At 72.5% G+C, this 22,305-nt stretch carries 18 protein-coding genes and 1 riboswitch; of the genes, 7 read left to right on the top strand and 11 right to left on the bottom strand.

The features are described from left to right. Positions 1–201 precede the first annotated feature (201 nt). The 3 genes from AB0D32_RS07515 to AB0D32_RS07525 all read right to left on the bottom strand — a co-directional run bounded on the left by AB0D32_RS07515 (position 202) and on the right by AB0D32_RS07525 (position 3,409). Positions 202–1,530 carry a solute carrier family 23 protein gene (locus AB0D32_RS07515; RefSeq protein WP_357086119.1) on the bottom strand — a complete coding sequence of 443 codons (1,329 nt, stop codon included), beginning with the start codon at positions 1,528–1,530 and terminating at the stop codon, positions 202–204. 119 nt (positions 1,531–1,649) lie between these two features. Then, complete coding sequence (locus AB0D32_RS07520; RefSeq protein WP_357086121.1) at positions 1,650–2,285, bottom strand: alpha-ketoglutarate-dependent dioxygenase AlkB; 636 nt, start codon at positions 2,283–2,285, stop codon at positions 1,650–1,652. Between the two features lie 80 nt (positions 2,286–2,365). Further along, complete coding sequence (locus AB0D32_RS07525; protein ID WP_357086123.1) at positions 2,366–3,409, bottom strand: hypothetical protein; 1,044 nt, start codon at positions 3,407–3,409, stop codon at positions 2,366–2,368. A 354-nt stretch (positions 3,410–3,763) separates the two neighbouring features. Between AB0D32_RS07525 and AB0D32_RS07530 the strand changes: the two genes are divergently transcribed. The 3 genes from AB0D32_RS07530 to AB0D32_RS07540 all read left to right on the top strand — a co-directional run bounded on the left by AB0D32_RS07530 (position 3,764) and on the right by AB0D32_RS07540 (position 7,383). Next, positions 3,764–4,984 carry an acyltransferase gene (locus AB0D32_RS07530; protein ID WP_357086125.1) on the top strand — a complete coding sequence of 407 codons (1,221 nt, stop codon included), beginning with the start codon at positions 3,764–3,766 and terminating at the stop codon, positions 4,982–4,984. A 337-nt stretch (positions 4,985–5,321) separates the two neighbouring features. Beyond that, positions 5,322–5,462, top strand: a riboswitch (cyclic di-AMP (ydaO/yuaA leader). Between the two features lie 230 nt (positions 5,463–5,692). Beyond that, positions 5,693–6,532, top strand: a complete 840-nt coding sequence (locus AB0D32_RS07535) for a C39 family peptidase (protein WP_357086127.1) — start codon at positions 5,693–5,695, stop codon at positions 6,530–6,532. Positions 6,533–6,639: 107 nt separating this feature from the next. Next, positions 6,640–7,383, top strand: coding sequence for an alpha/beta fold hydrolase (locus AB0D32_RS07540; RefSeq protein ID WP_357086130.1), 744 nt, complete (start codon positions 6,640–6,642; stop codon positions 7,381–7,383). Between the two features lie 57 nt (positions 7,384–7,440). On the opposite strand, the gene AB0D32_RS07545 is transcribed toward AB0D32_RS07540, so the two are convergent. The 4 genes from AB0D32_RS07545 to AB0D32_RS07560 all read right to left on the bottom strand — a co-directional run bounded on the left by AB0D32_RS07545 (position 7,441) and on the right by AB0D32_RS07560 (position 12,525). Then, positions 7,441–9,147 carry a CDP-glycerol glycerophosphotransferase family protein gene (locus tag AB0D32_RS07545; protein WP_357086132.1) on the bottom strand — a complete coding sequence of 569 codons (1,707 nt, stop codon included), beginning with the start codon at positions 9,145–9,147 and terminating at the stop codon, positions 7,441–7,443. After that, complete coding sequence (locus AB0D32_RS07550) at positions 9,137–10,708, bottom strand: bifunctional cytidylyltransferase/SDR family oxidoreductase (protein WP_357086134.1); 1,572 nt, start codon at positions 10,706–10,708, stop codon at positions 9,137–9,139. The genes AB0D32_RS07545 and AB0D32_RS07550 overlap by 11 nt, the downstream gene beginning before the upstream one ends. A 106-nt stretch (positions 10,709–10,814) precedes the next feature. Continuing rightward, entirely contained in the window at positions 10,815–11,672 is an 858-nt protein-coding gene (locus AB0D32_RS07555) for an ABC transporter ATP-binding protein (protein WP_357086136.1), read from the bottom strand. Then, positions 11,629–12,525 carry an ABC transporter permease gene (locus tag AB0D32_RS07560; protein WP_357086138.1) on the bottom strand — a complete coding sequence of 299 codons (897 nt, stop codon included), beginning with the start codon at positions 12,523–12,525 and terminating at the stop codon, positions 11,629–11,631. Before AB0D32_RS07560 ends, AB0D32_RS07555 begins: the two co-directional genes overlap by 44 nt. 190 nt (positions 12,526–12,715) lie before the next feature. Between AB0D32_RS07560 and AB0D32_RS07565 the strand changes: the two genes are divergently transcribed. From AB0D32_RS07565 to AB0D32_RS07580, 4 genes are all read left to right on the top strand, one after another. Then, a complete protein-coding gene (locus tag AB0D32_RS07565) occupies positions 12,716–13,351 on the top strand; it encodes a TetR/AcrR family transcriptional regulator (protein ID WP_357086540.1) in 636 nt (211 codons plus the stop codon). An 85-nt stretch (positions 13,352–13,436) separates the two neighbouring features. Next, on the top strand, positions 13,437–14,549 hold the full coding sequence (locus AB0D32_RS07570) for a DegT/DnrJ/EryC1/StrS family aminotransferase (protein WP_357086140.1): 1,113 nt from the start codon (positions 13,437–13,439) through the stop codon (positions 14,547–14,549). Next, entirely contained in the window at positions 14,546–15,580 is a 1,035-nt protein-coding gene (locus AB0D32_RS07575) for a Gfo/Idh/MocA family oxidoreductase (protein ID WP_357086142.1), read from the top strand. Before AB0D32_RS07570 ends, AB0D32_RS07575 begins: the two co-directional genes overlap by 4 nt. Positions 15,581–15,674: 94 nt before the next feature. Next, positions 15,675–18,281, top strand: a complete 2,607-nt coding sequence (locus AB0D32_RS07580; RefSeq protein ID WP_357086144.1) for a glycosyltransferase — start codon at positions 15,675–15,677, stop codon at positions 18,279–18,281. An 86-nt stretch (positions 18,282–18,367) separates the two neighbouring features. Here AB0D32_RS07580 and AB0D32_RS07585 read toward each other — a convergent pair whose 3' ends face one another. The 4 genes from AB0D32_RS07585 to AB0D32_RS07600 are packed head-to-tail and all read right to left on the bottom strand — an operon-like array spanning position 18,368 to position 22,219. After that, entirely contained in the window at positions 18,368–19,003 is a 636-nt protein-coding gene (locus AB0D32_RS07585) for a hypothetical protein (protein ID WP_357086146.1), read from the bottom strand. Then, complete coding sequence (locus AB0D32_RS07590; protein ID WP_357086148.1) at positions 19,000–20,394, bottom strand: glycosyltransferase; 1,395 nt, start codon at positions 20,392–20,394, stop codon at positions 19,000–19,002. Before AB0D32_RS07590 ends, AB0D32_RS07585 begins: the two co-directional genes overlap by 4 nt. 32 nt (positions 20,395–20,426) lie before the next feature. Beyond that, positions 20,427–20,978, bottom strand: a complete 552-nt coding sequence (locus AB0D32_RS07595) for a hypothetical protein (protein WP_357086150.1) — start codon at positions 20,976–20,978, stop codon at positions 20,427–20,429. Further along, positions 20,978–22,219, bottom strand: a complete 1,242-nt coding sequence (locus tag AB0D32_RS07600) for a glycosyltransferase family 4 protein (protein WP_357086152.1) — start codon at positions 22,217–22,219, stop codon at positions 20,978–20,980. The genes AB0D32_RS07595 and AB0D32_RS07600 overlap by 1 nt, the downstream gene beginning before the upstream one ends. Between the last annotated feature and the right edge of the window lie 86 nt (positions 22,220–22,305).

The following is a 22,305-nucleotide window of genomic DNA, read 5'->3' on the forward strand; positions in this document are numbered from 1 at the left end:
GCCGGCTGCTGACGCAGCCGGCCCCTCCCCGTCTTCTGCCTCTCCCTCCCAGCCCCGCCCCTCCCCGCCTGGCGCCGGTCGAGGCGCCCTCACCCTGGCATGTTGATCATGAGGTTGACCGGCAGGAAACGGACCTTTCGCACCGCTAACCTCATGATCACCGGGGCGGGGCGGGGCGGGGCGGGGCGGGGCGGGGGTGGGTCAGGGGGTGGGGGTGGGGGTGGTGCCGCGGAGGTGGGCCACCAGACGCATGCCGTGGTAGACGGCGAGAGCGGCGGCGGTGCCCAGGGCGATGCCGTTGAAGGAGAGGTCGCCGGCGGTGAGGGTGTAGTTGGCCGCGCCGACGATCACCGCGACGGCGGCGGTCATCAGGTTGACCGGGTCGTGGAAGTTCACCCGGTTCTCGATCCAGATCCGCGCGCCGAGGATGGCGATCAGGCCGTAGAGGGCGGTGGTGGCGCCGCCGAGCACGCCGGCCGGCACGGTGAGGATCAGCGCGCCGAACTTCGGGCTGAGCCCCAGCAGCACCGCGGTCAGGCCGGCCACCCAGTACGCGGCGGTGGAGTAGACCCGGGTCGCGGCCATCACGCCGATGTTCTCCGCGTAGGTGGTGGTGCCGGACCCGCCGCCGGAGCCGGCGAGCACCGTGGCCAACCCGTCGCCCATGAACGCCCGACCCATGTCCCGGTCCAGGTTCCGGCCGGTCATCGCGGCGACCGCCTTGACGTGCCCGGCGTTCTCGGCGATCAGCACCAGGATCACGGGGATCACCAGTACGACCGCGCGCAGGCTGAAACTGGGTGCGTGGAACTCGGGCAGGCCGACCCAGGCGGCGTCCCGCAGCCCGTCGACCGCCTTCGGGTCCAGGTCGCCGAGCGCGGCGGCGAGAGCCCAGCCGACCACCACCCCCAGCAGGATGGACAGCCGGGCCAGGAACCCCCGGAAGACCACCGTGGCGAGCAGGATCGCGGCCAGGGTCACCACCGCGATCAGCGGCTGCGCCTTCACGCCGGTGCCGCTGCCGTCGCCGTCCCAGGCGACCGGGGCGAGGTTCAGGCCGATCAGCGCGACGATGGCACCGGTGACCACGGGCGGCATCAGCGCGTCGATCCAGCGCGAACCGGCGACCTGGACGACCAGCCCGACGGCGGCCAGGGCGACGCCGGCGACGACGATGCCGCCGAGCGCCGGGCCGATGTCGCCGCCGGCCTTGGCCGCCAGCACCGGCGCGATGAAGGCGAAGGACGAGCCGAGGTACGAGGGCAGCCGGTTGCCGGTGATCAGCAGGAACAGCAGGGTGCCGAGCCCGGAGAAGAAGAGTGTGGTCGCCGGCGGGAAGCCGGTGATGAGCGGCACCGTGAAGGTGGCGCCGAACATCGCCACGACGTGCTGCACGCCGATGCCGAGGGTGCGCGGCCAGGAGAGGCGTTCGTCGGGGTGGACCACGTCGCCGGGGCGTACGGACCTGCCGTCGCCGTGGACCGACCATCCGGACCATCGGGAGCGGGGCTCGGTGGAGGACTGGGTCATGGCACGCCCTTCGCGTCGTCAAGAGGTGACGGGGGCGCAGGTGAGACCCAGGAGTCGTTTCTAGCAGAGCACCGGTACGGCTCGGCGGGTGACCCGGGTGGGTGTGACCCTCGCCGGCCTCAGGCGACGCCGGCGGGGCGGAACTGGACGCTGACCCGGGGCCCGACGGAACGGCTGGTCTTGGGTACGGCGTGTTCCCAGGTTCGCTGGCAGGAGCCGCCCATCACCACGAGGTCGCCGTGGCCGAGGGGGAAGCGCAGGCTGTCGCCGCCGCCGCGGGGGCGCAGCAGCAGCGAGCGCGGCGAGCCGAACGAGACGATGGCGACCATGGTGTCGGTGTGCGCGGAGCGGCCCTGGGTGTCACCGTGCCAGGCGACGCTGTCCCGGCCGGAGCGGTAGAGGCACATGCCGGCGGTGACGAAGGGCTCGCCGAGCTCGGGGGCGTAGTGCCGGGTGAGGGCGGCGCGTGCCTCGGTGAGCAGCGGGTGCGGCAGCGGGCGATGCCCGGCGTACCAGCAGAGCAACCGGGGCACGTCGACCTCGGCGTCGTACATGGTGCGGCGTTCGGCCCGCCAGGGCACGTCCCGCAGCAGGACGTCGAAGACCTGGTCGGAGCCGGTGACCCAGCCGGGGAGATGGTCGACCCACGCGCCGCGGGTGAGCGGGTGCCGGCGCAGCCCGCCGGCCAGCGGGCCGAGCGACGGTGCGGTGGCGGTGAGGTCGAGCATCGACGGCTGGTAGGCGGCCCCGGTCATCCGCCCAGCGTACCGGCAGGTTTGGTACAGGTGTGCGACACGTGGGCGTGGTGGGTCGACCGGGGCGCCGGCAGCGGGCGTCAGTAGTTGATGAAGCTGTACAGGGCCAGGTGGTTGGACTTGGTGCCGCTCACCGTGTGGTCGACCGGCGACGGCTGCACGCCGCCCTTGACGAAGAGATAGTCGATCTTGCTGGAGCCGCTGGTCGCCTTCGATCCGTAGCCGGTCATGCCGAAGCCGCTCAGCGTGCTCGACGCGATGCCCGTGCGGTTGGCGTCGATCCCGACGATCCGGATGGTCGAGGCGTTCATCAGGCTGGTGGCGTCCGCTCCGATGTGGATTCCGGTGTCGGCGATGCCGGTGTAGCCGTCGCCCGCGCAGGCGTTCTGCCGGTTCTCCTGGGGCAGGTGCATGGTGGCGGCGAACACGGTGGTGCCGGTCGCCTTGACGGTGAACCGGGCCGCGATGGCGCTCGTACGCTTCCACTTGTGGTAGTCGGTGGTGTCCGGGTCGCTGTTCGGCGGCTTGTACAGGGTGCACCCGGCCCCGCCCTGGTAGGCGGTGCCTGGCTTCAGCCAGCCGGCGCTCCAGTACTTCGAGATGTCGCCGGCGGCGAGGCTGAGCCTCCTGGTGTTCCAGATGATCCCGTTGGTCTGCTTCTTCTTGAGGTCACCGAGTGCCTGCGAGCTGCACTTGTGCGTGCTGCCCCACGGCTCCGGGTCGCTCCAGGCCACGATCGCCCCGTAGGTGCCCGCCGGGTAGCCGAACTTCGCCGAGAGCTGGTCGGCGTACGCCTCGGCCTGCCCGGTGCCGCGAACCTGCTGCACGATGAGGATGTCGGGCGCCACCACGTCGGCGGTGCCCGTCCGGCCGCTGTCGTCCACCAGCATCGAGGTCAGGTGGTCCGGCCCGGAGATCCGGGTGCACGTGCCGTCGGCGTTGTTCCTGACGAGGTTCTCGATGTTGTTGTTGTAGACCCGCAGGACCCGGTCCTCCGCCGCGGCAGCCGCGACGGTCGTGTCGCCCGGGCCGGCGGCCAGCGCCGACGCCTGCGACCCCGGGAACGCGGTGAGCCCGACGAGCACGAGTGCCGCCAGCTGTGCCGACCGATGACTCCGACGCACGGAACGCTCCAATCAGGACCCGCTCGACGGGCGGGTTCGCCAGTTCCAGACGTCGGACTCTACAACGATCAGGAATTCTTCGATGTACCTCCTGCGGGATGGAGCGGACCGGAAGCGGCGGCTCAGTGATCCATCTCCCGGGTCGAGACGGGCGGCTGCCCTGGGCAGGACTTCTTGCGAGGCTCGGCAAGCGCGGCCCCGGCCCGCATGGGCGGTACGTACAGGGTCGCCCCGTTCGCCGGGTAAGGTGCCCGGCGGGGCGATCCCGACCGGGGGGTCGCCGAGGCCGAGCGCCGACGCGGCCGAGGAGGAGACGTACGTGCTGGTGACCCTGCGGACCGTCCGGATCCCGGCGTGACGGGCGTCGCGACCACCGAGCCTGCCGTCCGGCCGGCGTCGCCGGCCAACCGCCTGCCGTCGCTGACCGGGCTGCGCTGGGTCGCCGCCCTGCTCGTCTTCGGGTTCCACGCCGGGACGATGGGCATCATCGCCGAACCCGGCCACAAGGCCGTGGTGGACTGGGTCTTCACCCTCGGCCTGTCCGGCGTGCAGTTCTTCTTCATCCTCAGCGGCTTCGTGCTGGTCTGGTCGGCCCGGCCCAGCGACACCCGGCGGGCGTTCTGGCGTCGCCGGGTGGCCAAGATCTGGCCGAGCCACGTGGTGCTGTGGGCGGCGGCCCTGGCGGTCGCGGCCTGGTTCGCCGACCCCGTGGACCGGGCCGTCTCGCTGGAGAACCTGTTCCTCCTCCAGGCCTGGGACCCCCGGCCGGGGCATTTCTACAGCGTCAACACGGTCAGCTGGTCGCTGTCCTGCGAGTTCTTCTTCTATCTCTGCCTGCCGTTGGCGCTGCCGCTGATCCGCCGGGCCCGGCCGTGGGCGCTGTGGGCCGTCGTGGTCGTGGTGCCGCTGCTGATCCTGGCGCTCTGGCCGGCCCAGGCCCTGGTGCCGGAGGAGAGCCGCTGGTGGTTCACCCAGGTCTTTCCGCCGGTGCGGTCGCTGGAGTTCTGGATGGGCGTGGCCGCCGCCGAGTTGATGCGGCGCGGCCGGTGGCGGGGGCCGGGCCTGCCGGTGGCCAGCCTGATCTTCGTGGCCACCTGGGTGGTCGCCGCGCAGTGGGTCCGCGCCGAACTGTGGGCGGCGCTGCTCTCGGTGGCGTACATCCTGGTCATCGCCGCCGCGGCGGACGCGGACGTGCGCGGGCGGCGCTCGCCGTGGCGGTCCCGGCCGATGATCTGGCTCGGCGAGGTCTCCTTCGCCTTCTACCTGGTGCACGTCCTGGTGATGATCACTGTCCTGCGGCTCACGGGCGACTGGGGCGTCGGCTTCCCCGGCTGGTGGGGGGTGGCGGTGGTGCTCGGGTTCCTGCTGGTCAACCTGGCCCTCGCCGGGCTGTTGCACCGCTTCGTCGAGACGCCGATGATGCGACTGCTCACCCCGCGCCGGCCGACCCCGGAGGCGCCGCGGGACGGGGGCGACGGGAACGGGCCCCCGGGGGAGCGCGGCAACGTCGTGCCGCGCCCCCGGTCCGCCGACCCGCAGGCCGGCCACCGGCCGGCGTACGTCGACTCGCGCTGAGCCCGGCCGCGCGGCGTCCACCGGTGTACGTCGACCCGTGCCGCCGAGAAAATCGCGACCATTTGGGTGACGCCGGTCACCTCGCCGCCGAACCGGTCATCGGGAGCGGGGCGGTCGATTCCCGCCGGGGTTTCGACGCCGATGCCCGCCACTTGTCCCGTTGTCACCCGGAGGCGCTCTCGGAAACGGTCGTCCTATTGAGTCACGTCAGTGGCGAAGTGCCCGCAAAAATTGTCTTCCGATCAAGGTTTAAGCAGGTGGGACGGGGTTGGCAGGGTGTTGGCCGGCCAGTAGTGTCGGCGCGTCCGGTGCGGTAACCGATCGCAAGAGGCGACGCCGCGCCGACCCGCCTAATCGTGAAAGACGAGCCGGGGACCCAGTGCTTTGTGGGGTGAATCCGTGGGCCGCAGGCCCGTGGTAGGGCGTTCTTCCCGCCCGAATCCGTCAGCTAACCCGGTCGGCGGTGTCGGAAGGAGTTCCATCCTCGTGCAGCACCCACCCACCTCTCGGTTGTTCCGCCGTCTCCACGGCACCACGGTGCCCGCGCTCGTACGCCCGCAGGCCACGAGCTGACCCACCGGTCACCGTCCGTCGCCCGGCATCCCGGGCACATCCCCTGAGTGGTCCAGCACCCGCCCGGACGCCCGTCCGCGCGGTCGGTCCGTCTCGCCCTCGGCGCGGACCGACGGCCGCTCACCCCCCGAGCCCGTGGAGGAAACCGTGAAGCACACCCTCAGGCGACAGCTGCGTCGTCTCACGTCCGAACGTCCGTACCAGCTGGCCGCCGCGTCCGCCGCGGCGCTCGTGCTGGCGTCGGGCACCGGCGCGCTGCTTGCCGGAGCCGACGACGCCCCGGCCGCCGCGCAGGCCCCGGTGGCCGCGACCGAGCTGCGGGACGACACCGCCGCCTCGCGGGCCCAGGCCCGGGTCGCCCCGTCCAGCGCCGCCCCGTCCGCGTCCAGCGCCGCCCCGTCGGCCAGCGCCACCAGCACCGCCCCGGACCCGGACCTGACCCGCAAGCCGGAGCCGCCGAAGCCGCCGTCGGCCAAGACCCTGGACTACGACTACCAGGCCCAGAGCACCTTCTACAACTGCGGCCCGGCGGCCGTCCGCAACGCCCTCAGCGCCGCCGGCATCGAGCGCAGCCAGGACGCCCTCGGCGCCCAGCTGGGCACCGACGAGATGGGCACCGACTCGGCCCAGGACACCACCCGCGTGCTGAACGCGACGGTGCCGGGCGACCCGTACCGGACCCGGATGATCCCGGGTGGCGCCGCCACCCCGGCCCAGATGGACCGGCTCCAGGCCGACGTCGTCGCGGCCATCGGCGACGGGCGGGGCGTCGTGGTGAACGTCGCCGGCAGCGCCACGGACACCGGCGGCGGCTGGCACTCGTTCCCCGGCGGCCACTACGTCGCCGTGGTGGGCTACAAGGACGACGGCCGGCTGGTGAAGATCGCCGACTCGGCGAACCCGGCGACCGCGTCGTACTGGATGTCCACCATCGCCCTGGCGAACTGGGCCGCCACCCGCGGCTACTCCGCCTGATCGACGACCGTCGGGCGTCGGCTCCCCATCCCGGGGGACCGGCGCCCGATGTCGTGTCCGGGTCACGGACCTCGCCCGTGGCGCCCCGCGGGTGGCACACTGCGCCCATGGTCGATGAATCGGGTGGCCGGGACGACCGGCGGGTGCTCCTGCTGCTGCACGGCATGGGCGCGACCGGCGACGTGTGGCTGCCGTGGGCGCCGCTGCTCGAGCGCCGGTGGGCGGGGCGGTGGCTCGCACCGGACCTCGCCGGCCACGGCTGGTCGCCGCCGCTGCCGGAGTACTCGTTCCCGGCGCTGGCCGCGCGGATCGCCACCGGGGTCGCGGCGGGGGACCGGCTCGTCGTGCTGGGGCACTCCCTCGGCGGGGTGGTCGGGTTGGCGCTGGCCGCCCGGAGCGCCGGGCTGCCCGTCGACGCCGTGGTCGGGGTCGGCATCAAGGCCGTCTGGTCGCCGGCCGAGCTGGCGAAGGCCGGGGAGTTGGCCGCCCGGCCGGTGACCTGGTTCGCCAGCCGGGACGAGGCGGCCCGCCGCTACCTGCGGGTGGCCGGGCTGACCGGGCTCTTCGCCCCGGAACATCCCGTCGTGGAGGCCGGGCTGCGGCAGGTCGACGGCCGGTGGCGGCTGGCGATGGACCCGGCCGCGTTCGGCGTGGGCGAGCCGGCCCTGCCCGCCCTGCTGGCGGCGACCGACGTGCCGGTGCTGCTGGCCCGCGGCGAGCACGACCCCATGGTCACCGACGCGCAGCTCAAGGAGTTGGGCGTGCCGGTCGCCACCCTGCCCGGCCTGGGGCACAACGCGCACGTCGAGGATCCCGAGGCGGTCCTGGATCTCGTCGACCCGTACCGCTGAGGCCCGTCCCGTCGCCCTCGCGTGCGGCGGCGGGGGCGGGCAGGTCGACCGCCGGGCTCAGGGCGTGGGGGAGAGCGCGGCGGTGTTCGGCCCGGCCGGTCGGGGCGCGGGCACCGGGAGGCCGGCGTCGAGTTCGCGGCGGGCGGCGCCCAGGAACCCCTCGGCGTACGAGTCGGTCGGGAAGTCGCCCAGGTAGCGGCTCCGGGTGGCCCACCGGGTCCCGGCCAGCGGATCGCTGTCGAGCAGCAGCCCCAGCACCTCGTCCACGTTCGACATGTCCCGGTGCAGGACGTAGCCCGACGCGGCGAGCGGGAACTCCTCGGGGAACCGGTCGCCCGAGCCCACCATGTCGGTCACCGCGTACGGCTTGCCCGAGTAGAGGTAGTCGGAGATGACCCCGGAGACGTCGGAGACCAGCGCGTCCGAACGGTTGACGCACTCGGTGAGGGTCAGTTCCCGGCTGGCGGCGACGCCGAAGACGTGCTGCCGGCCGGTGCGGGCCCGGTCTGCGGCGAGCAGTTCGGTCAACCGGCCCAACTGCCGGGCCGAGGCCGGGTTCTGCGAGGTGTACGGGTGGGCCCGCAGGATCACCGTCGCGCCCCGGTCGAGCAGCCGGCGCAGCAGGGTCTCCGCCACCGGCAGCGAGCAGTAGTTGGCGTCCGCGTTGTGCCCGGTCCAGGTCGGCGTGTAGAGCACGGTCGGGTTGGTCGGCCCGGGCACCGGCTCGGGGCGTACCTGGATCGACTCGACCTGGGGGCGGCCGACGATGACGAACTTCTCGGCCGGGATGTCCACCCCGGCGCGCGCGTACCGGTCGATCGCGGCACGACCGGCGACGAAGATCCGGTCGAAGATCGCCGAGACCGGGTTGGCGCTGGGGGCCTTGTCGCTGTCGCCGTGGTGCAGCTGGACGTGGGTCAGCTGGGTGAAGCGGATGCAGTGGCTGTTCTTCGCGCCGTGGTTGACGTAGAACGCGACCCGCAGGCTCGGCACCAGGGCCTCGTCCATCGCCTTCGTGGTGGGGCAGTAGACCACCGGCGCGCTGGTGGCCGCCGCGACGGCGGGCAGGAAGTCCGGCTCGCGCAGCATCACCAGGAACGGCCGGCCGATCCGCTCCAGGTACGGCAGCCACATGGTGACCTGGTACTCCGAGCCGGGCGGCGCGGAGAAGTGCAGGAGGAACTCGGGCTGGTGCCGGCGCAGCGCACGGGAGACCGCCGAGCCACCGGCGGCCGGCCGGAACCGTCGCCGCGCCAGGTCCAGCGCGACCGCGCCGGCGGCGGCGCCCACCAGCAGGACGGCCGCGAGGGCGACCCCCGCCGGCAGGGTCGCCGCGGCCGCCACCGCCACCACGGCGAGCAGCACCGACAGGGCTTCGCCCAGCCACGCGGCGACCAGCGGGGTCCAGGATCGTACCGGCAGGTTGGCGGTCCGGATCTCCAGGTTGGCGGCCTCGCGCACCGGCCCCACGAGCAGGATCAGCCCCAGCAGCACCAGCGCGGTGAGGGTCAGCACGGGGTCGAACCCGGCGTCGAGCCGGCGCGCGTATCCGACCAGGATCCCCGCCGCGACCAGGACGGTCTCGGCGACGCCGTCGGCGCCCGGGCGGACCCGGCGCTCCCAGCCGGCCGCACCGAGGGCGGCCACCGCCAGGCCCAGGCCCCAGCCGGTCGCCCCGGTCAGCGCGAGGACGAGGAAGGCCGCCACGGCCAGGCCTGCGGCCAGGCCCCGGGCGGCCAGCTTCCGGACGAGGTCACCACGCATACTGTTCCGCTCCCGCCGCTGCCGTGCCGGTGCCGGCCCCGTCGGCGGGGCCGGCCGGGGCGCCGCGCTCGGCGTCGGGCTGCGCGGGGACCACCGCCGCACGCACCTCCCGCGCCGGGTCGTCGGCGGACCGGCGTACGTCGATCACCTGACCGGTGAGATCGGACAACAATACGTCCAGGGACGCCTGCGCCACCGCCTCGGCCGACAGCAGGGTGTCCGCCGGCTCCGCCCCGAACGCCCGGGTGCGCATGGGCGTCGCGGTCCGTTCGGGGTTGACGCAGTTGACCCGTACGCCGAATTCGCTCCACTCGTCGGCCAGCGCCTGCGTCAGGTTGACCAGGCCCGCCTTGGTCGCCGAGTAGAGCGCGTAGTGGGCCCGGCCCCGGGTGTAGGAGCTCGACGTGTAGAGCAGGAGGTGCCCACGGGTCTGCTGGAGGTACGGCAGGGCGCGCCGGGCGACGGTCACCGGGCCGACGACGTTGACCCGGATCAGCCGGTCGATGGTCTCCTCGTCCATCTCGGCGAGGGTGCCCTTCTCCAGGATCCCGGCGGTGACCACCACGTGGTCGATCCGGCCGGTCGCCTCGTAGGCGGTGCGCAGCGCCGCCTCGACGTCCTCGGCGTTCTCCACGTGGGTGCCGGTGGCCGATCGGCTCACCGGGAAGACCCGGGCGCCGAAGCCGGCGGCCAGCTCGGCCAGCTCGTGGCCGATGCCGTAGCTGCCGCCGAAGACCACGATCGTCCGGCCGGCCAGCTCCTCGGTGTAGCCGCGGTGGTCGGCCAGCTGGTGCGACTGCGCGGCGGCGAGCTGGAAGAGCTTGTCCGCCAGGTGCACGTCGACCGGGTGGGTGACCTTGATGTTCTCGTCGGCGCCGTCGATCACCTTGATCGGGGTGCCGGGCAGGTAGCGCAGCACCACGCCGCAGTCGTCCGTGGCGGCGAAGTCCGGGTCGCCCTCGGCCCGCCGGTACGCCTCCCGGATGGTGCCGGAGCGGAACGCCTGCGGGGTCTGTCCCCGCCGCAGCCGGGAGCGCACCGGGATGCCGGTGATGCAGTCGTCCGCGTCGACCTCGATGATCGTGTCGGCCGACGGGATGGCCACGTCGACGGCGGCGTACGTCCACAGCGCGTTCACGCACTCGCGGACGATCCGGCCGCTGACCAGCGGGCGGACCGCGTCGTGGAAGAGGATGTTGCAGTCGGCGGGACCGATCGCGTCCAGGGCGAGGCGGGTGGTGGCGTTGCGGGTCTCCCCGCCCTCGACGATCGTGGTGACCTTGCGGAAGCCGGCCCGCTCGACGATCCGCTCGGCGTCGGCGACGTGGCCGGCGGCCATCAGCACGATGATCTCGTCGATCTCCGGGGCGGCCTCGAAGACCGCGAGGGTGTGCTCGATGATCGGCTTGCCGGCGATCTTGAGGAGCTGCTTGGGGATGCCCAGGCCGAGCCGGGTGCCGGTGCCGCCAGCCAGGATCACCGCCACCGTGCGTTCGGGGCGCCAGGGTGTCGGGGCGTTCGCCGGCCCGGTGTCTCCGACGGTGGCGGGGTCCTGCGTCATTGCCGATCCTCACTGATCCACTGGTGGTGCCGCCGGCCGATGGTGCGACGGCCGGCGGGCGTCCCGACACCGGTTTCCCGGTGCCCGGACGCCGCCGGCCGGTCGGTCACGCGCGGCTGGCCATGTAGTCCTCGTACGCCTTGGTCACCTCGGCGGTGGGGCCGTCCATCCGGATGAGGCCGGACTCCAGCCAGATCGACCGCTCGCAGGTGTCCCGGATCGAGCTGATCGAGTGGCTGACCAGGAACACCGTGCCGGCGTCGGCCCGCAGCTGCCGGATCCGCTGCTCGCTGCGGCGGCGGAACCGGGTGTCGCCGGTGGCCAGCGCCTCGTCGATGAGCAGCACGTCGTGCTTCTTCGCCGCCGAGATGGAGAACCGCAGTCGGGCCTGCATGCCGGAGGAGTACGTCCGCATCGGCAGCGTGGCGAAGTCGTCGCGCTCGTTGATCCCGGAGAAGGAGAGGATCTCCGGGGTGGCCTTGCGGACCTGCTCCGGGGTCATGCCCATGGCCAGGCAACCGAGGGCCACGTTGCGCTCGCCGGAGAGGTCGCCGAGCAGCGCCGCGTTGACCCCGAGCAGGGAGGGCTGCCCCTGGGTGTAGATGCCGCCCTGGTTGGTCGGCATCAGGCCGGCGATGGCGCGCAGCAGGGTGGACTTGCCGGAGCCGTTGCTGCCGATCAGGCCGATCGCCTCGCCCCGGTAGGCGGTGAAGCTGACCCCCTTGACCGCGTGCACCTTGCGCAGCGTGGGCCGCTGGGGTTGCCGGGTGACGATCCGCTTCAGCGCCGCCACCGGGGACCCCGCCGCGCCCGAGCCGGCGCCGTAGACCCGGTAGATCAGGTGGACGTCGTCCACGATCACCGTGGGGATGCGCTCGCCGACCGCGGTGGTGGTCGCGTCCGCGGGCGTCGTACCGAGGTCAGCCACGTCCGTACTCCTGCTCGCCGCGCCAAAAGTAGACATAACCGCCAATTCCCATCACCAGCGCCCACGCAGTCGCGAGGAGCCAGAGCCGCGGCACCGACGAGGTCAGCGGGGCGTTCTCCAGCAGCGCGTGCCGCACCAGCTCGATGTAGACCAGCAGCGGGTTGAGGTGGATCAGGGTGGCCACCACCCCCGGCAGGTTGTCGGAGAACGCCTTCACGCTGTAGAGCACGCCGGAGCCGTACATCCAGGCCCGCATCACGAACGGCATGACCTGCTTCAGGTCGGTCATCTTCGAGCCGAGCCGGGCCAGCATCAGGGCCAGGCCGACGCTGAAGATCGACTGGAGCAGCAGCGCCGGGACCACCAGCAGCCACTCCAGCTTGATCGGCTCGCCGGTCACCAGGACGATGCCGACCAGCACCACCATCGCCGAGAGCAGGTGCTGGAACTGGGTCAGGGTGATCGCGAACGGCAGCGACGCCCGGGGGAAGTGCAGGGCCCGGATCAGCCCGAGGTTGCTGGTGATCGCCGTGGTGCCGCCGAGCGCCACGCTCTGGGTGAACGTGAAGACGAAGAGACCGACGCAGAGGTACGCGATGAAGTTCGGGACCCCGGACCTGGTGTCCAGGATCATCCCGAAGATCAGGTAGTACACCGCGGCGTTGGTCAACGGTGTCAGCACCTGCCACAGCTGGCCCAGCCGGGCCTGGCTGAACGACGCGGTCACCTTGGCGTTGGCGTACGCCGCGATGAAGTGCCGGTAGGACCACAGCTTCCGCGTGTAGGCAGCCAGGGTGGGCCTCGCGCCGGCGACGCTCAGGCCGTACCGGTCGGCGAGCTGCCTTCCGGTAAGTCCTGAATCGGCATCGGCCACCGCCGTGTTGGCCATGGTAGGGCGCTCCGATCTATTGGCGTAAGAAGGTGCTCGACGGCAGAGAGCGCGGCCGCACGAGGGGGAGCCGGCGCTCCGTCGATGCGTGGACGGTAGTGGAAAACACGTCGGGACGCAACCGTACCGTCGCTGCGGTACATTGTCCCACGTGACGACCGAGAAGAGGCGTGCTCCGGCTGGTGCCGCGGTGCTCCGTGGCGAGATCACCACGGCCATCCGCCGTGCTGTAATGCAGGAACTCGCCGCGGTCGGGTACGGCCGGCTCTCCATCGAGGCGGTCGCCCGGCGGGCCGGGGTCAGCAAGACGGCGATCTACCGCCGGTGGAGTTCGAAGCTCGAACTGGTCCTGGAGATCGTTTCGGCGGCGGCCGGGCAGCGGTTCCCCCTGCCCGACACCGGTGATCTCCACAGCGACCTGGAACTGCTCTTCCTGCTGATGACCCGGGCCCTGCGGCACCCCCTGGCCGCGCAGATCATTCCCGATCTGCTCGCCGAGGCTGCCCGCAACCCGCAGATTGCGCAGACCCTCGAACGGGCCCTGCGCACGAACCAGCGCGACATCGGTGGTCAGGTGGTCGGCCGGGCCATCGCCCGGGGTGAACTCGCTCCCGACACCGACCTCGACATCGCGGTCGACCTGATCGTCGGCCCGCTCTACTGGCGGCTGGCGGTATCCCGTACTCCGGTGACCACGGAGGACCTGCCGCGGTTGGCGACCGCTGTCGCCGCGGCGTTGGAGGTAGCATGCCAACCGACCGTCCGCACCAAGTCGGACATCAATCTCACCGGCGTGACCACAAGTGCCGAGCCCGGCTTGTCATGACCGATTCTGTACCGCCCGTCCTGACCACATCTGCACCCGTTAGCATCGCGTCCCGAACGAACTCCCTGTCGACAGGAGGAAGCCCATGCCTGGGCTGAACGCAGAATTCATCCCGCCCGCGAAGCCGGTGATCGGTGAGGCCGAGATCGAAGCGGCCGTGCGGGTGCTGCGCAGCGGCCGCGTTGTGCAGGGGCCGGAGGTCGCCGCGTTCGAGGAGGAGTTCGGCGAGCTGGTCTCGGGTCGGCACTGCGTCGCGGTGAACTCGGGCACCTCCGCACTGCAGCTGACCCTGATGGCCCTCGGGTTCGGCCCGGGTGACGAGATCATCGTCCCGTCGTTCTCCTTCGCCGCCAGCGCGAACTCCATCCGGCTGGTGGGCGCGGAGCCGATCTTCGTCGACATCGAGCCCGGCAGCTTCTGCCTCGACCCGCAGGCGGTTGCCGCGGCCGTCACCCCGCGCACCGTGGCGATCATGCCGGTGCACCTCTACGGACACCCCGCCGCGATGGACAAGATCATGGCGATCGCCGAGCAGCACGGCCTCGCCGTGGTCGAGGACGCGGCGCAGGCGCACAGCGCGGCCCTCGGCGGCCAGCCGGTCGGCGCGTTCGGCACCGCCGGCTGCTTCAGCTTCTACCCCACCAAGAACATGCACGCCCTGGAGGGCGGCATGGTCACCACCGCCGACGCCGAGCTGGCCCGCACCCTGCGGCTGCTGCGCAACCAGGGCATGGAGCAGCGGTACGCCAACGAGATCGTCGGCGCCAACATGCGGATGACCGACGTGGCCGCGGCCATCGGCCGGGTGCAGCTGCGCCAGCTGCCGGACTGGACCGAGCAGCGGCGGGCCAACGCCAAGTTCCTCGACTCCCGGATCACCGGCATGGTCACCCCGCCGGTGGCCGACAGCGCCCGGCACGTCTACCACCAGTACACGGTGCGGGTGCAGGGCGGTAACCGCGACGCCGCCCAGCAGCGCCTCACCGAGCTGGGCATCGGCAACGCCGTCTACTACCCGACGCCGATCCACCGCCTCAAGCCGTACCTGGGTGCGGACGGCAAGCCGGGCCCGTGGGACCTGCCGGAGACCGAGCGGGCAGCCGCCGAGGTGGTCTCGCTGCCGGTGCACCCGGCGCTGAGCCCGGAGGACCTGGAGCGGATCGCCGAGGGCGCGAACCTCGCCGGTGGTGCCCGATGAGCGAGGGACGCAAGTTGCGCGCCGGTCTGATCGGCCTCGGCGCGATGGGCCGCAACCACGCCCGGATCCTGTCCGGACTGGACGGTGTCGAGCTGGTCGGCATCGTCGACCCGGCCGGCGACACGACCGGGACGCTGCGCGCCCCGGTCGTGCCCGAGCTGGGCGACCTGCTCGAGCTGGGCATCGACTACGCCGTGGTGGCCTGCCCGACGGCCCTGCACGAGCCGGTCGGCCTGGAGTTGGCCGCCAACGGGGTGTCCGCGCTGATCGAGAAGCCGCTCGCCCAGTCCGTGGAGGCGGCGACCCGCCTCGTCGAGGCGTTCGAGTCCGCCGGCCTGGTGGCCGGTGTCGGCCACATCGAGCGGTACAACCCGGCGCTGCAGAACCTGCGCAGCCGGCTGGAGTCCGGCGAACTGGGTGAGGTCTTCCAGGTCGTCACCCGTCGGCAGGGCCCGTTCCCGCACCGGATCGCCGACGTCGGCGTGGTGATGGACCTGGCCACCCACGACATCGACCTGACCAGCTGGGTGACCGGCCGGGAATACACCTCGGTGTCGGCCCGGACGGTCTCGCGCAGTGGCCGGCTGCACGAGGACATGGTCGCGGCTGTCGGCCAGCTCTCCGACGGCACGATGGTCAACCACCTGGTGAACTGGCTGAGCCCGCTCAAGGAGCGGTCCACTGTGATCACCGGTGACCGGGGCTGCTTCGTCGCCGACACCCTCACCGCCGACCTGACCTTCTACGCCAACGCCGCCATCGACACCGAGTGGGAGGCGCTGCGCGCCTTCCGGGGCGTCGCCGAGGGCGACATGGTCCGCTACGCGATCCCGAAGCGCGAGCCGCTGCTGGTGGAGCACGAGCGGTTCCGCGACGCGGTCGAGGGCAAGGAGAGCGACATCGTCACCCTCCGGCAGGGCCTGCGGACAGTGCAGGTCGCCGCCGCGCTGCTGCGTTCCGCGGCCGACGGCAGCACCATCGACGTGGGCCGTGGCGCGTCGGACCGGGCGGAGGCCGTTCTCCCGTCCTGACGGGACCCACCGGGCAACCGGAGAGTACGACCGGCGCGGGCCATGTGCGGAGCCGGACATCAGTGTCAATGTCTTGCTACAGAAGGGACCGTGCATGGCACCGCCCGCTCGTCGACCCCGGCTCGCGGTGATCGTCGCCAACGGCATCACCGGGGACTCCCGCGTCCAGAAGATCGCCATCGCCGCCGCCCGGGACGGCTGGGACGTCACCCTCATCGGTGCCGGCGGCACCCGGATCAAGCGCACCCGGATGGGCCCGATCGAGGTCGTCCGGTTGCCCGTCCGGTCGCACATGCGCCAGCAGTTGACCGGCAACCCGTTGCGGCGCAGGGTCACCCAGTTCGGGATCAGCGACAAACAGGCCCTGGCCCGACGCCGGGCGATCCACCAGGCCTGGGTCCGGCAGGTCACGGCGGAGATCGGGTGGCTGCGCGACGACCAGGCCTCCGGTGCCCGCAAGCTGCTGGGAATGCCGCCGAGCCGGGCACTCGGCGCGATGGTCCGGGTCCGCCGCGCCGCGCACAAGTTCCGGGAGCGGGCGTTCGGCTGGGAGCAGGCGCAGTCCCAGAAGCCCAAGCCGACGGGGAACTGGCGTCGGGACTGGCCGCAGCTGCTCGATCTGGACCTCGCCTTCGGTCCGTTCATCGAGGAACTCAAGCCGGACCTGATCCACGCCAACGACATCACGATGATCAACACGGCTGCGCTCACCGTCGCCCGGATGCGGGCCCGGGGCGAGAAGGTCGCCTGGATCTACGACGCCCACGAGTACGTCCCGGGCGTCGACTGGCCGAAGCCGGAGATGAGCACCGCCTTCCCCGGTGTCGAACGGGAGTACATCCGCCGTGCCGACGCGGTGGTGACCGTCTCCCCGGAGATCGCCGAGCGGCTGCGCGCCGACTACAAGCTCCCCGAGCTGCCGCTGGTGGTACGCAACACCCCCATCCGTGAATCCGTCGGGGCGCTGCACGAGCGCCCGTCGGTCCGCGCCGCCGCCGGTGTCGGTGACGACGTGCCGCTGCTGGTCTACTCCGGCTGGCTCTCCGCCGAGCGGGGCCTGGGCACGGCGGTGAACGCGCTCACCGCGCTGCCGGAGTTCCACCTGGCGATCGTCTCCGGCCGCACCAGCCCGGAGCTGGAGTTCCTGCTCAACCGGGCGGAGGAGATCGGGGTACGGGAACGGATCCACGTGGTGCCCTACGTGGCGCAGCACGCCGTCCCGGACTACCTCTCCACCGCGGACCTGGGTCTGATCTGCTCGAAGCGCACCCTCAACTACGAGCTATCCCTGCCGACGAAGCTCGCGGAGTACCTGCACGCCGGGATCCCGGTCATCGCGAGCGACGTCAAGACCCTCGGGGAGTTCGTCTCCCGGCACGGCGTCGGCGAGGTGTTCCGCTCCGACGACCAGGGCACCTTCGTCGAGGCCGTCACCCGGGCGATGGCCGACCGGGCGGGGCTGCGGGCCCGGATCACCGAACCGATCCTCCAGGACCTCAGCTGGGAGGAGCAGAGCGCCGCGCTGATGCGCCTCTACCGCAAGGTCTCCCTGGTCTCCCCGACCGAGCTCCGCCCGGAGGTGCCCTGGAACGTCGACGAGCACGCCGCTCCGGCGCCGATCGACACCGCCGGGAACCGTCCCCTCGACGCCTGGCGCCCGCTGGGCCAGACCCGTGTGCGGCTCGGCCTCGGCCCGGCCAACTACGCCGGGCAGGCCGCCGCGTTTGCGCAGGCCATCTGCCGCGACAACGCCGACGTGTCGGCGGAGGTCGTGATGCGCAAGGGGCCGAACACCTTCGTCTACCCGGCCGACGTCTACCTCGACCTGTCCCGGATCAACGAGGTGGACTTCCAGGTCGAGCAGGTCCAGCGGATCGTCGGCCGGTACACCCACCTGGTGGTGGACGCGTTCCTGCCGGTCTTCGGCTACCTCAACGGCGACAACATCGAGGGTGACCTGCCGGCGCTGCGCCGCGCCGACATCAAGGTCGCGCTGCTGGCGCACGGCAGCGAGATCCGCCACCCGGGCCGGCACCTGGAGCGGCACGAGTTTTCCCTGTTCCGGGACGCGCCGGAGGGTGTGCTGGAGCGGTTGACCATCCGCGCCGAGCGCAACCGCCGGGTCGCCGAAGCCAGCGGACTGCCGCTCTTCGTGACCACTCCGGACCTGCTGGAGGACCTGCCCGGGGCGACATGGGTGCCGCTGGTGGTGGACGTGGCGAGCTGGGCCAGCGACCATCCGGTGATGCAGCGGCGGCGGCCGGTCGTGCTGCACGCGCCGTCGGCACGCTGGACGAAGGGCACCGACCGGATCCTGCCCGTGCTCAACGAGCTGCACCAGCAGCAGGCCATCGAGCTCAAGCTGGTCGAGGGCGTGCCGTGGGAGGAGATGCGGGAACTGGTCCGCACCGCCGACATCGTCCTGGACCAGTTCGCCACCGGCGCGTACGGCACGTTCGCCGTCGAGGCGATGGCGGCCGGCCGGCCGGTGGTGGCGTTCCTCAACGAGCCGATGCACGCCCGCTTCGGCGCCCACCCGCCGATCGTGAACGCCACTCCGGGCTCGCTGCGGAAGGCCATCGAGTCCCTGCTCGACGACCGGGCCCGGGCGGTGGAGATCGGCGCGGCGTCGGCGAACTACGCCCGCGACTTCCACGACGGCCGGCGCACGGCCGCCGCGTTCGAGGAGTTCCTGGCCTGATCCGGCGGTAGCAGGTCACGGCCACGGCACGGACGAGGGCGGCCAGCGGAGACGCTGGCCGCCCTCGGGCGTACGTACGGCTCGGGTCAGAGTTCCATGGCGGTGGTGACCCGGACGCCCGGGTACCGCCGGGCCAGCCGGGCCGCCGCCGTCACGGTGAACACGTCCGTGGCCACCACCAGGTCGACGCCGCTGAAGTCGATGTTCCGCAGGCCCTGGTCGAACCGCCGCGCCAGCAGTCGGGGCCGGAACGCCCGGTAGGGCGGCATGAAGATCCGCTTGTGCACGGCACCGGAGACCTTCGCCTGCGCCCGGGAGACGACGTCCGCCGGGCGCCGCAGCGGGCCGCCCCACGGCTGGTCGGCCGCCCGCTTCACGGCGGTCGCCACGGCCTTCGGCCCGCGGAACACCAGCGCCCGCTCCACCCGGCGGACGAACAACTGCTCCTCCGGGCGGTCCAGGGCGTACAGCCGGATCCGCGGGTCCAGATCCTCCACCTCGTGCCAGTGGTCGAGACGGGTGGTGAAGAGTTCCACCTCGTCGCCCCGACCGGCCAGGCTCTGCACATAGCTGATCAGGCGGGGGGACGGTCGGTGGATCAACGAGAGCACCACGACGTGCTTCGGCGTGTCCGTGGGGGTCACGTCCGCCCGTCCGTTTTCGTCGACCGCCGTCACCACCGTCTCGACCCCTTCCACCTGCTCGTCGTCGGACGTGCTCACGCCGGCACCCCTTCCGGACCGGCCGTCTCGCGGGGGGCGCCCGCGAGACGGCGAAGCTCGGACTCCAGCGGGGCGAGGACCCGGTCCCTCGTGTAGGTCGCGGCGTGCCGCTTGGCGGCCTCCCGGGCCTCCGGGGTGAGGTCACGCGCCATCTTGCCGGCCGCGATCATCGTCTGGGCGATCCGTTCCGGCTCCAGGCTGTCGGCGTTGAACCACAGTGGATAGCCGGCCAGCACCTCGGTCGCGGCGATGCCCGGGGCGTGCACCGAGACGATCGGTTTCCCGCTGGCCATGTACTCGAAGATCTTGCCGGAGGTGACGTAGCGGGCGCCGCCGGCCAGGAAGACCAGGACGTCGCTCTCCGCGTACGCCGTGGCGACGTCGGTCTTCGCGACGGGACCGCGGTAGCGCACCCCGGTGGCCGCGTCGTCGGTCTGCCCGCGCGCCGGGTCGAGACCGAGCCGCTCCAGCAACTGGACGTCGCTGCCCCGGAAGAAACCCAGGTGACCGTAGACGTTCAGCGTCGAGTCGGCGATGTCGGGATGCTGCCTGGCCGAGGCGAACGCCTCCACCAGGGCCTCCACGGGCTGGGCGGCGGTGACCGTGCCGAGGTAAGAGAAACGCAGTGGCGCGGCGGCCTCCCGCGACGCCTCCGCCGGGGGCGCCTCGACCACCGACAGCAGGTCCCGGTCCCAGCCGTTGGGCACGACCATCATCCGGTCCGCCACCTCGGGATAGCGCTCGGCGTGCCAGCCGCGCAGGGCGTCGTTGACGAAGGCGGCCCGAGAGGCGCCGCGCAGGACCCGCCGCTCCCAGGCCCAGACCGGGTGGTCCGGCTCGTAGTGCGGCTCGTCGGCGAACAGGTCCAGCGTCCACGAGTCCCGGTAGTCCAGCACGTACGGCACACCGGTGATCTTGTTGAACAGCCAGGCGGCGGCGAACGAGGCGAACGGGTTGCCCGTGGCCAGGACGACGTCGAAGGGACGGCGGGCGTGCAGCCGCAGGGCCCGGCGGACCGAGGCCCAGCCCCACGAGGCGTAGTGCTCCGGGAAGACCCGCTGCCCCAGGTCGTAGAACCACCGGGCGGTGACCGGCATGGCCTGGCGGAACCGGGAGAACTTCCGGACGTCGCGTTCCCAGACGAACTGGTTGAGCCGGGGGCGCTCGACGTGGATCCGTTCGTCGACGGTCTCGGCGAGCTTCTCGTCGACCGACCCGATCGCCTCGTGCAGGAACTTCAGCGGCGCTGCCGCGACCGTGACGTCCCAGCCCTCCTCGGCGAGGTGGTTGGCGGTGGCGCGGGCGCGGTAGACGCCGCTGGCGCGCGACGGGGGGAAGTAGAACGACAGGTAGAGCACTCGCGGCTGTCGTCCCCGGTTTCTGGTCGTCATTGGGGCCCTTCTCGCGAACTGGTCGGGCGCTCTCACGCCGGCTGCGCCACGCTGCCGGGGGAGACGGAATCGAGGCCGTACGCGACGTTCGGGAACATCCGACCGTCGGCGGCGAGTCGGGTGGCCATGGGGATCGAGACCGGGTCGGCCACCACCAGCAGGTCGAACGGCCCCCGCCGGGCGGCCTCCCGGTGCAGGAGCCGGTAGCGGGCGTCGCCCCACAGGCGTTCGTAGACGGGGAGGAAGACGCGCCGGTGCACCCGGCTGGCGACCCGGCGCTCGTACGCCCGCGCGGCCCGCTGCGACCACGGTGCGAGCCGCCCGCGGCCCAGCATCCGCAGGGCCTTGCGGGGCGCCCGGTGCACCACCAGCTGCTCGGCAGCGACGGGAAGGTGGGCCCGTTGCAGGCGGGCGAGTTCCACCACCCGCACGCCCGGGGCGAAGCGCTGGCCTCGCCACTGGGCCACGTCGTCAACGACCACGGTGGCGCGACCGCCGGCGGCGGCCAACCGGGCCGCCTCCTCGACGACCACCCGGGCGCGGTTGCCGCCCAGGGCGAGGAAGAATACGCGTTGTTCAGACATCAGATCCCATGCTCCTGGCCCGACTCGGCCGAGCCGGCGCCGACGTGCTCCGGGAACCAGATCCGCCGGTGCGCCTCCGCCACCGCCTCGTAGCCGTAGCGGGCGGCGAGCTCCCGCCGGGCCAGCGCCAGATCCATGCCGGCGGCGAACCGGTCCCGCAGCCGACGGTAGCCGGCGGCCAGCGACTCCGGGTCGTCGGCGACGGGTACCAGTTCGCCCGCGGCCTCCTCGATCCCGGCCAGGCTCTCCTCCGGCCCGCCGCAGCGGGTGACCAGGACCGGCATCCCGGCGGCGGCGGCTTCCACCACCGTCATCCCGAACGTCTCGAACTGACTCGGGTGGACCAGCAGGTCGTGCTCCCGCATCAGCCGCAGGGCCTCCGCCGGCGCGACGGCGCCGGTGAAGCGGACCGCCTCGGCCACCCCGAGCGCGGTGGCGCGACTGACGAGCTGGTCCTGCAACGGGCCCTCGCCGACGAACGTCAGGGTCAGCGCCGGATCCTCCGCCCGACAGGACGCGAAGGCCTCCAGCAGGCGCAGCACGCCCTTGCGCGGGATCAGCCCGCCGACGAAAAGCCACCGGCGCAGCGCGGTGACCGGGGTGTCCCGGGTCTGCGCGAAGGAGACCGGGTTCGGCACGAACCGCACCTTGTCGGCGTGCTCCGGGAAGGCCGCCACCAGCGGGTCGCGTACCGCCCGGCCGACCGCGAGCACCCCGGCGCAGCGGCGCAGCAACTCGGCGTACATCTCCCGGGCCGCCGGCTGGTCGAGGACCGCGTCGAGAAAGGTGGCGTGCTCGGTCACGAAGACCCGGGCGTCGGGGCGGGCGTTGCGCAGCGCGGCCCAGCCGCCGGGCAGTCCGACGTGGGCGTGCACCACCGGCGCCTCGATCGGCCGCCCGCCGAGCGCGGCCCGCAGCGTGGCCGAGTGCCGTTCGGCGATCTCGGCGTACGAGAGCCCGACGGGCAGCGGGACCGGCAGGTGCAGCCGGGACGCGCCGCCGACGGTGGGTAGCGGGCTCAGCGTCCGGGGAAGCAGCTCGTGGTGCGCCCGGGTGATCTCGGCGTCCTCCGCCGCGGAGTAGCGACCGGCCCACTCGTCGCAGTGGTAGACCAACGTCGGTGCCTCGCCGGGCGCCGTCGCCTCGACCATGGCCTTGACGAACGCGCCGAGGAAGGGCCGTTGCGTGCTGGGGTACCAGGGTGTGACGATGGCGACGCGGCTGGGGAAAGCGGTCGTCACTCGAGTCATTCCTCCCTGAGGCACGGCGGCGCCGTGAATGCTACCAGCGTGACCTGGCGGGACGGCCGGTGCGCGTCGCGGCGGCG

It is taken from the genome of Micromonospora sp. NPDC048170, from assembly GCF_040652795.1.
GTDB lineage: Bacteria > Actinomycetota > Actinomycetes > Mycobacteriales > Micromonosporaceae > Micromonospora.

Excerpts from the sequence above, each read along its gene's own strand:
- AB0D32_RS07515 (WP_357086119.1), bottom strand. The coding sequence starts at position 1,530 with ATGACCCAGTCCTCCACCGAGCCCCGCTCCCGATGGTCCGGATGGTCG.
- AB0D32_RS07520 (WP_357086121.1), bottom strand. The coding sequence starts at position 2,285 with ATGACCGGGGCCGCCTACCAGCCGTCGATGCTCGACCTCACCGCCACC.
- AB0D32_RS07540 (WP_357086130.1), top strand. The coding sequence starts at position 6,640 with ATGGTCGATGAATCGGGTGGCCGGGACGACCGGCGGGTGCTCCTGCTG.
- AB0D32_RS07545 (WP_357086132.1), bottom strand. The coding sequence starts at position 9,147 with ATGCGTGGTGACCTCGTCCGGAAGCTGGCCGCCCGGGGCCTGGCCGCA.
- AB0D32_RS07550 (WP_357086134.1), bottom strand. The coding sequence starts at position 10,708 with ATGACGCAGGACCCCGCCACCGTCGGAGACACCGGGCCGGCGAACGCC.
- AB0D32_RS07555 (WP_357086136.1), bottom strand. The coding sequence starts at position 11,672 with ATGTCTACTTTTGGCGCGGCGAGCAGGAGTACGGACGTGGCTGACCTC.
- AB0D32_RS07560 (WP_357086138.1), bottom strand. The coding sequence starts at position 12,525 with ATGGCCAACACGGCGGTGGCCGATGCCGATTCAGGACTTACCGGAAGG.
- AB0D32_RS07570 (WP_357086140.1), top strand. The coding sequence starts at position 13,437 with ATGCCTGGGCTGAACGCAGAATTCATCCCGCCCGCGAAGCCGGTGATC.
- AB0D32_RS07575 (WP_357086142.1), top strand. The coding sequence starts at position 14,546 with ATGAGCGAGGGACGCAAGTTGCGCGCCGGTCTGATCGGCCTCGGCGCG.
- AB0D32_RS07580 (WP_357086144.1), top strand. The coding sequence starts at position 15,675 with ATGGCACCGCCCGCTCGTCGACCCCGGCTCGCGGTGATCGTCGCCAAC.
- AB0D32_RS07590 (WP_357086148.1), bottom strand. The coding sequence starts at position 20,394 with ATGACGACCAGAAACCGGGGACGACAGCCGCGAGTGCTCTACCTGTCG.
- AB0D32_RS07595 (WP_357086150.1), bottom strand. The coding sequence starts at position 20,978 with ATGTCTGAACAACGCGTATTCTTCCTCGCCCTGGGCGGCAACCGCGCC.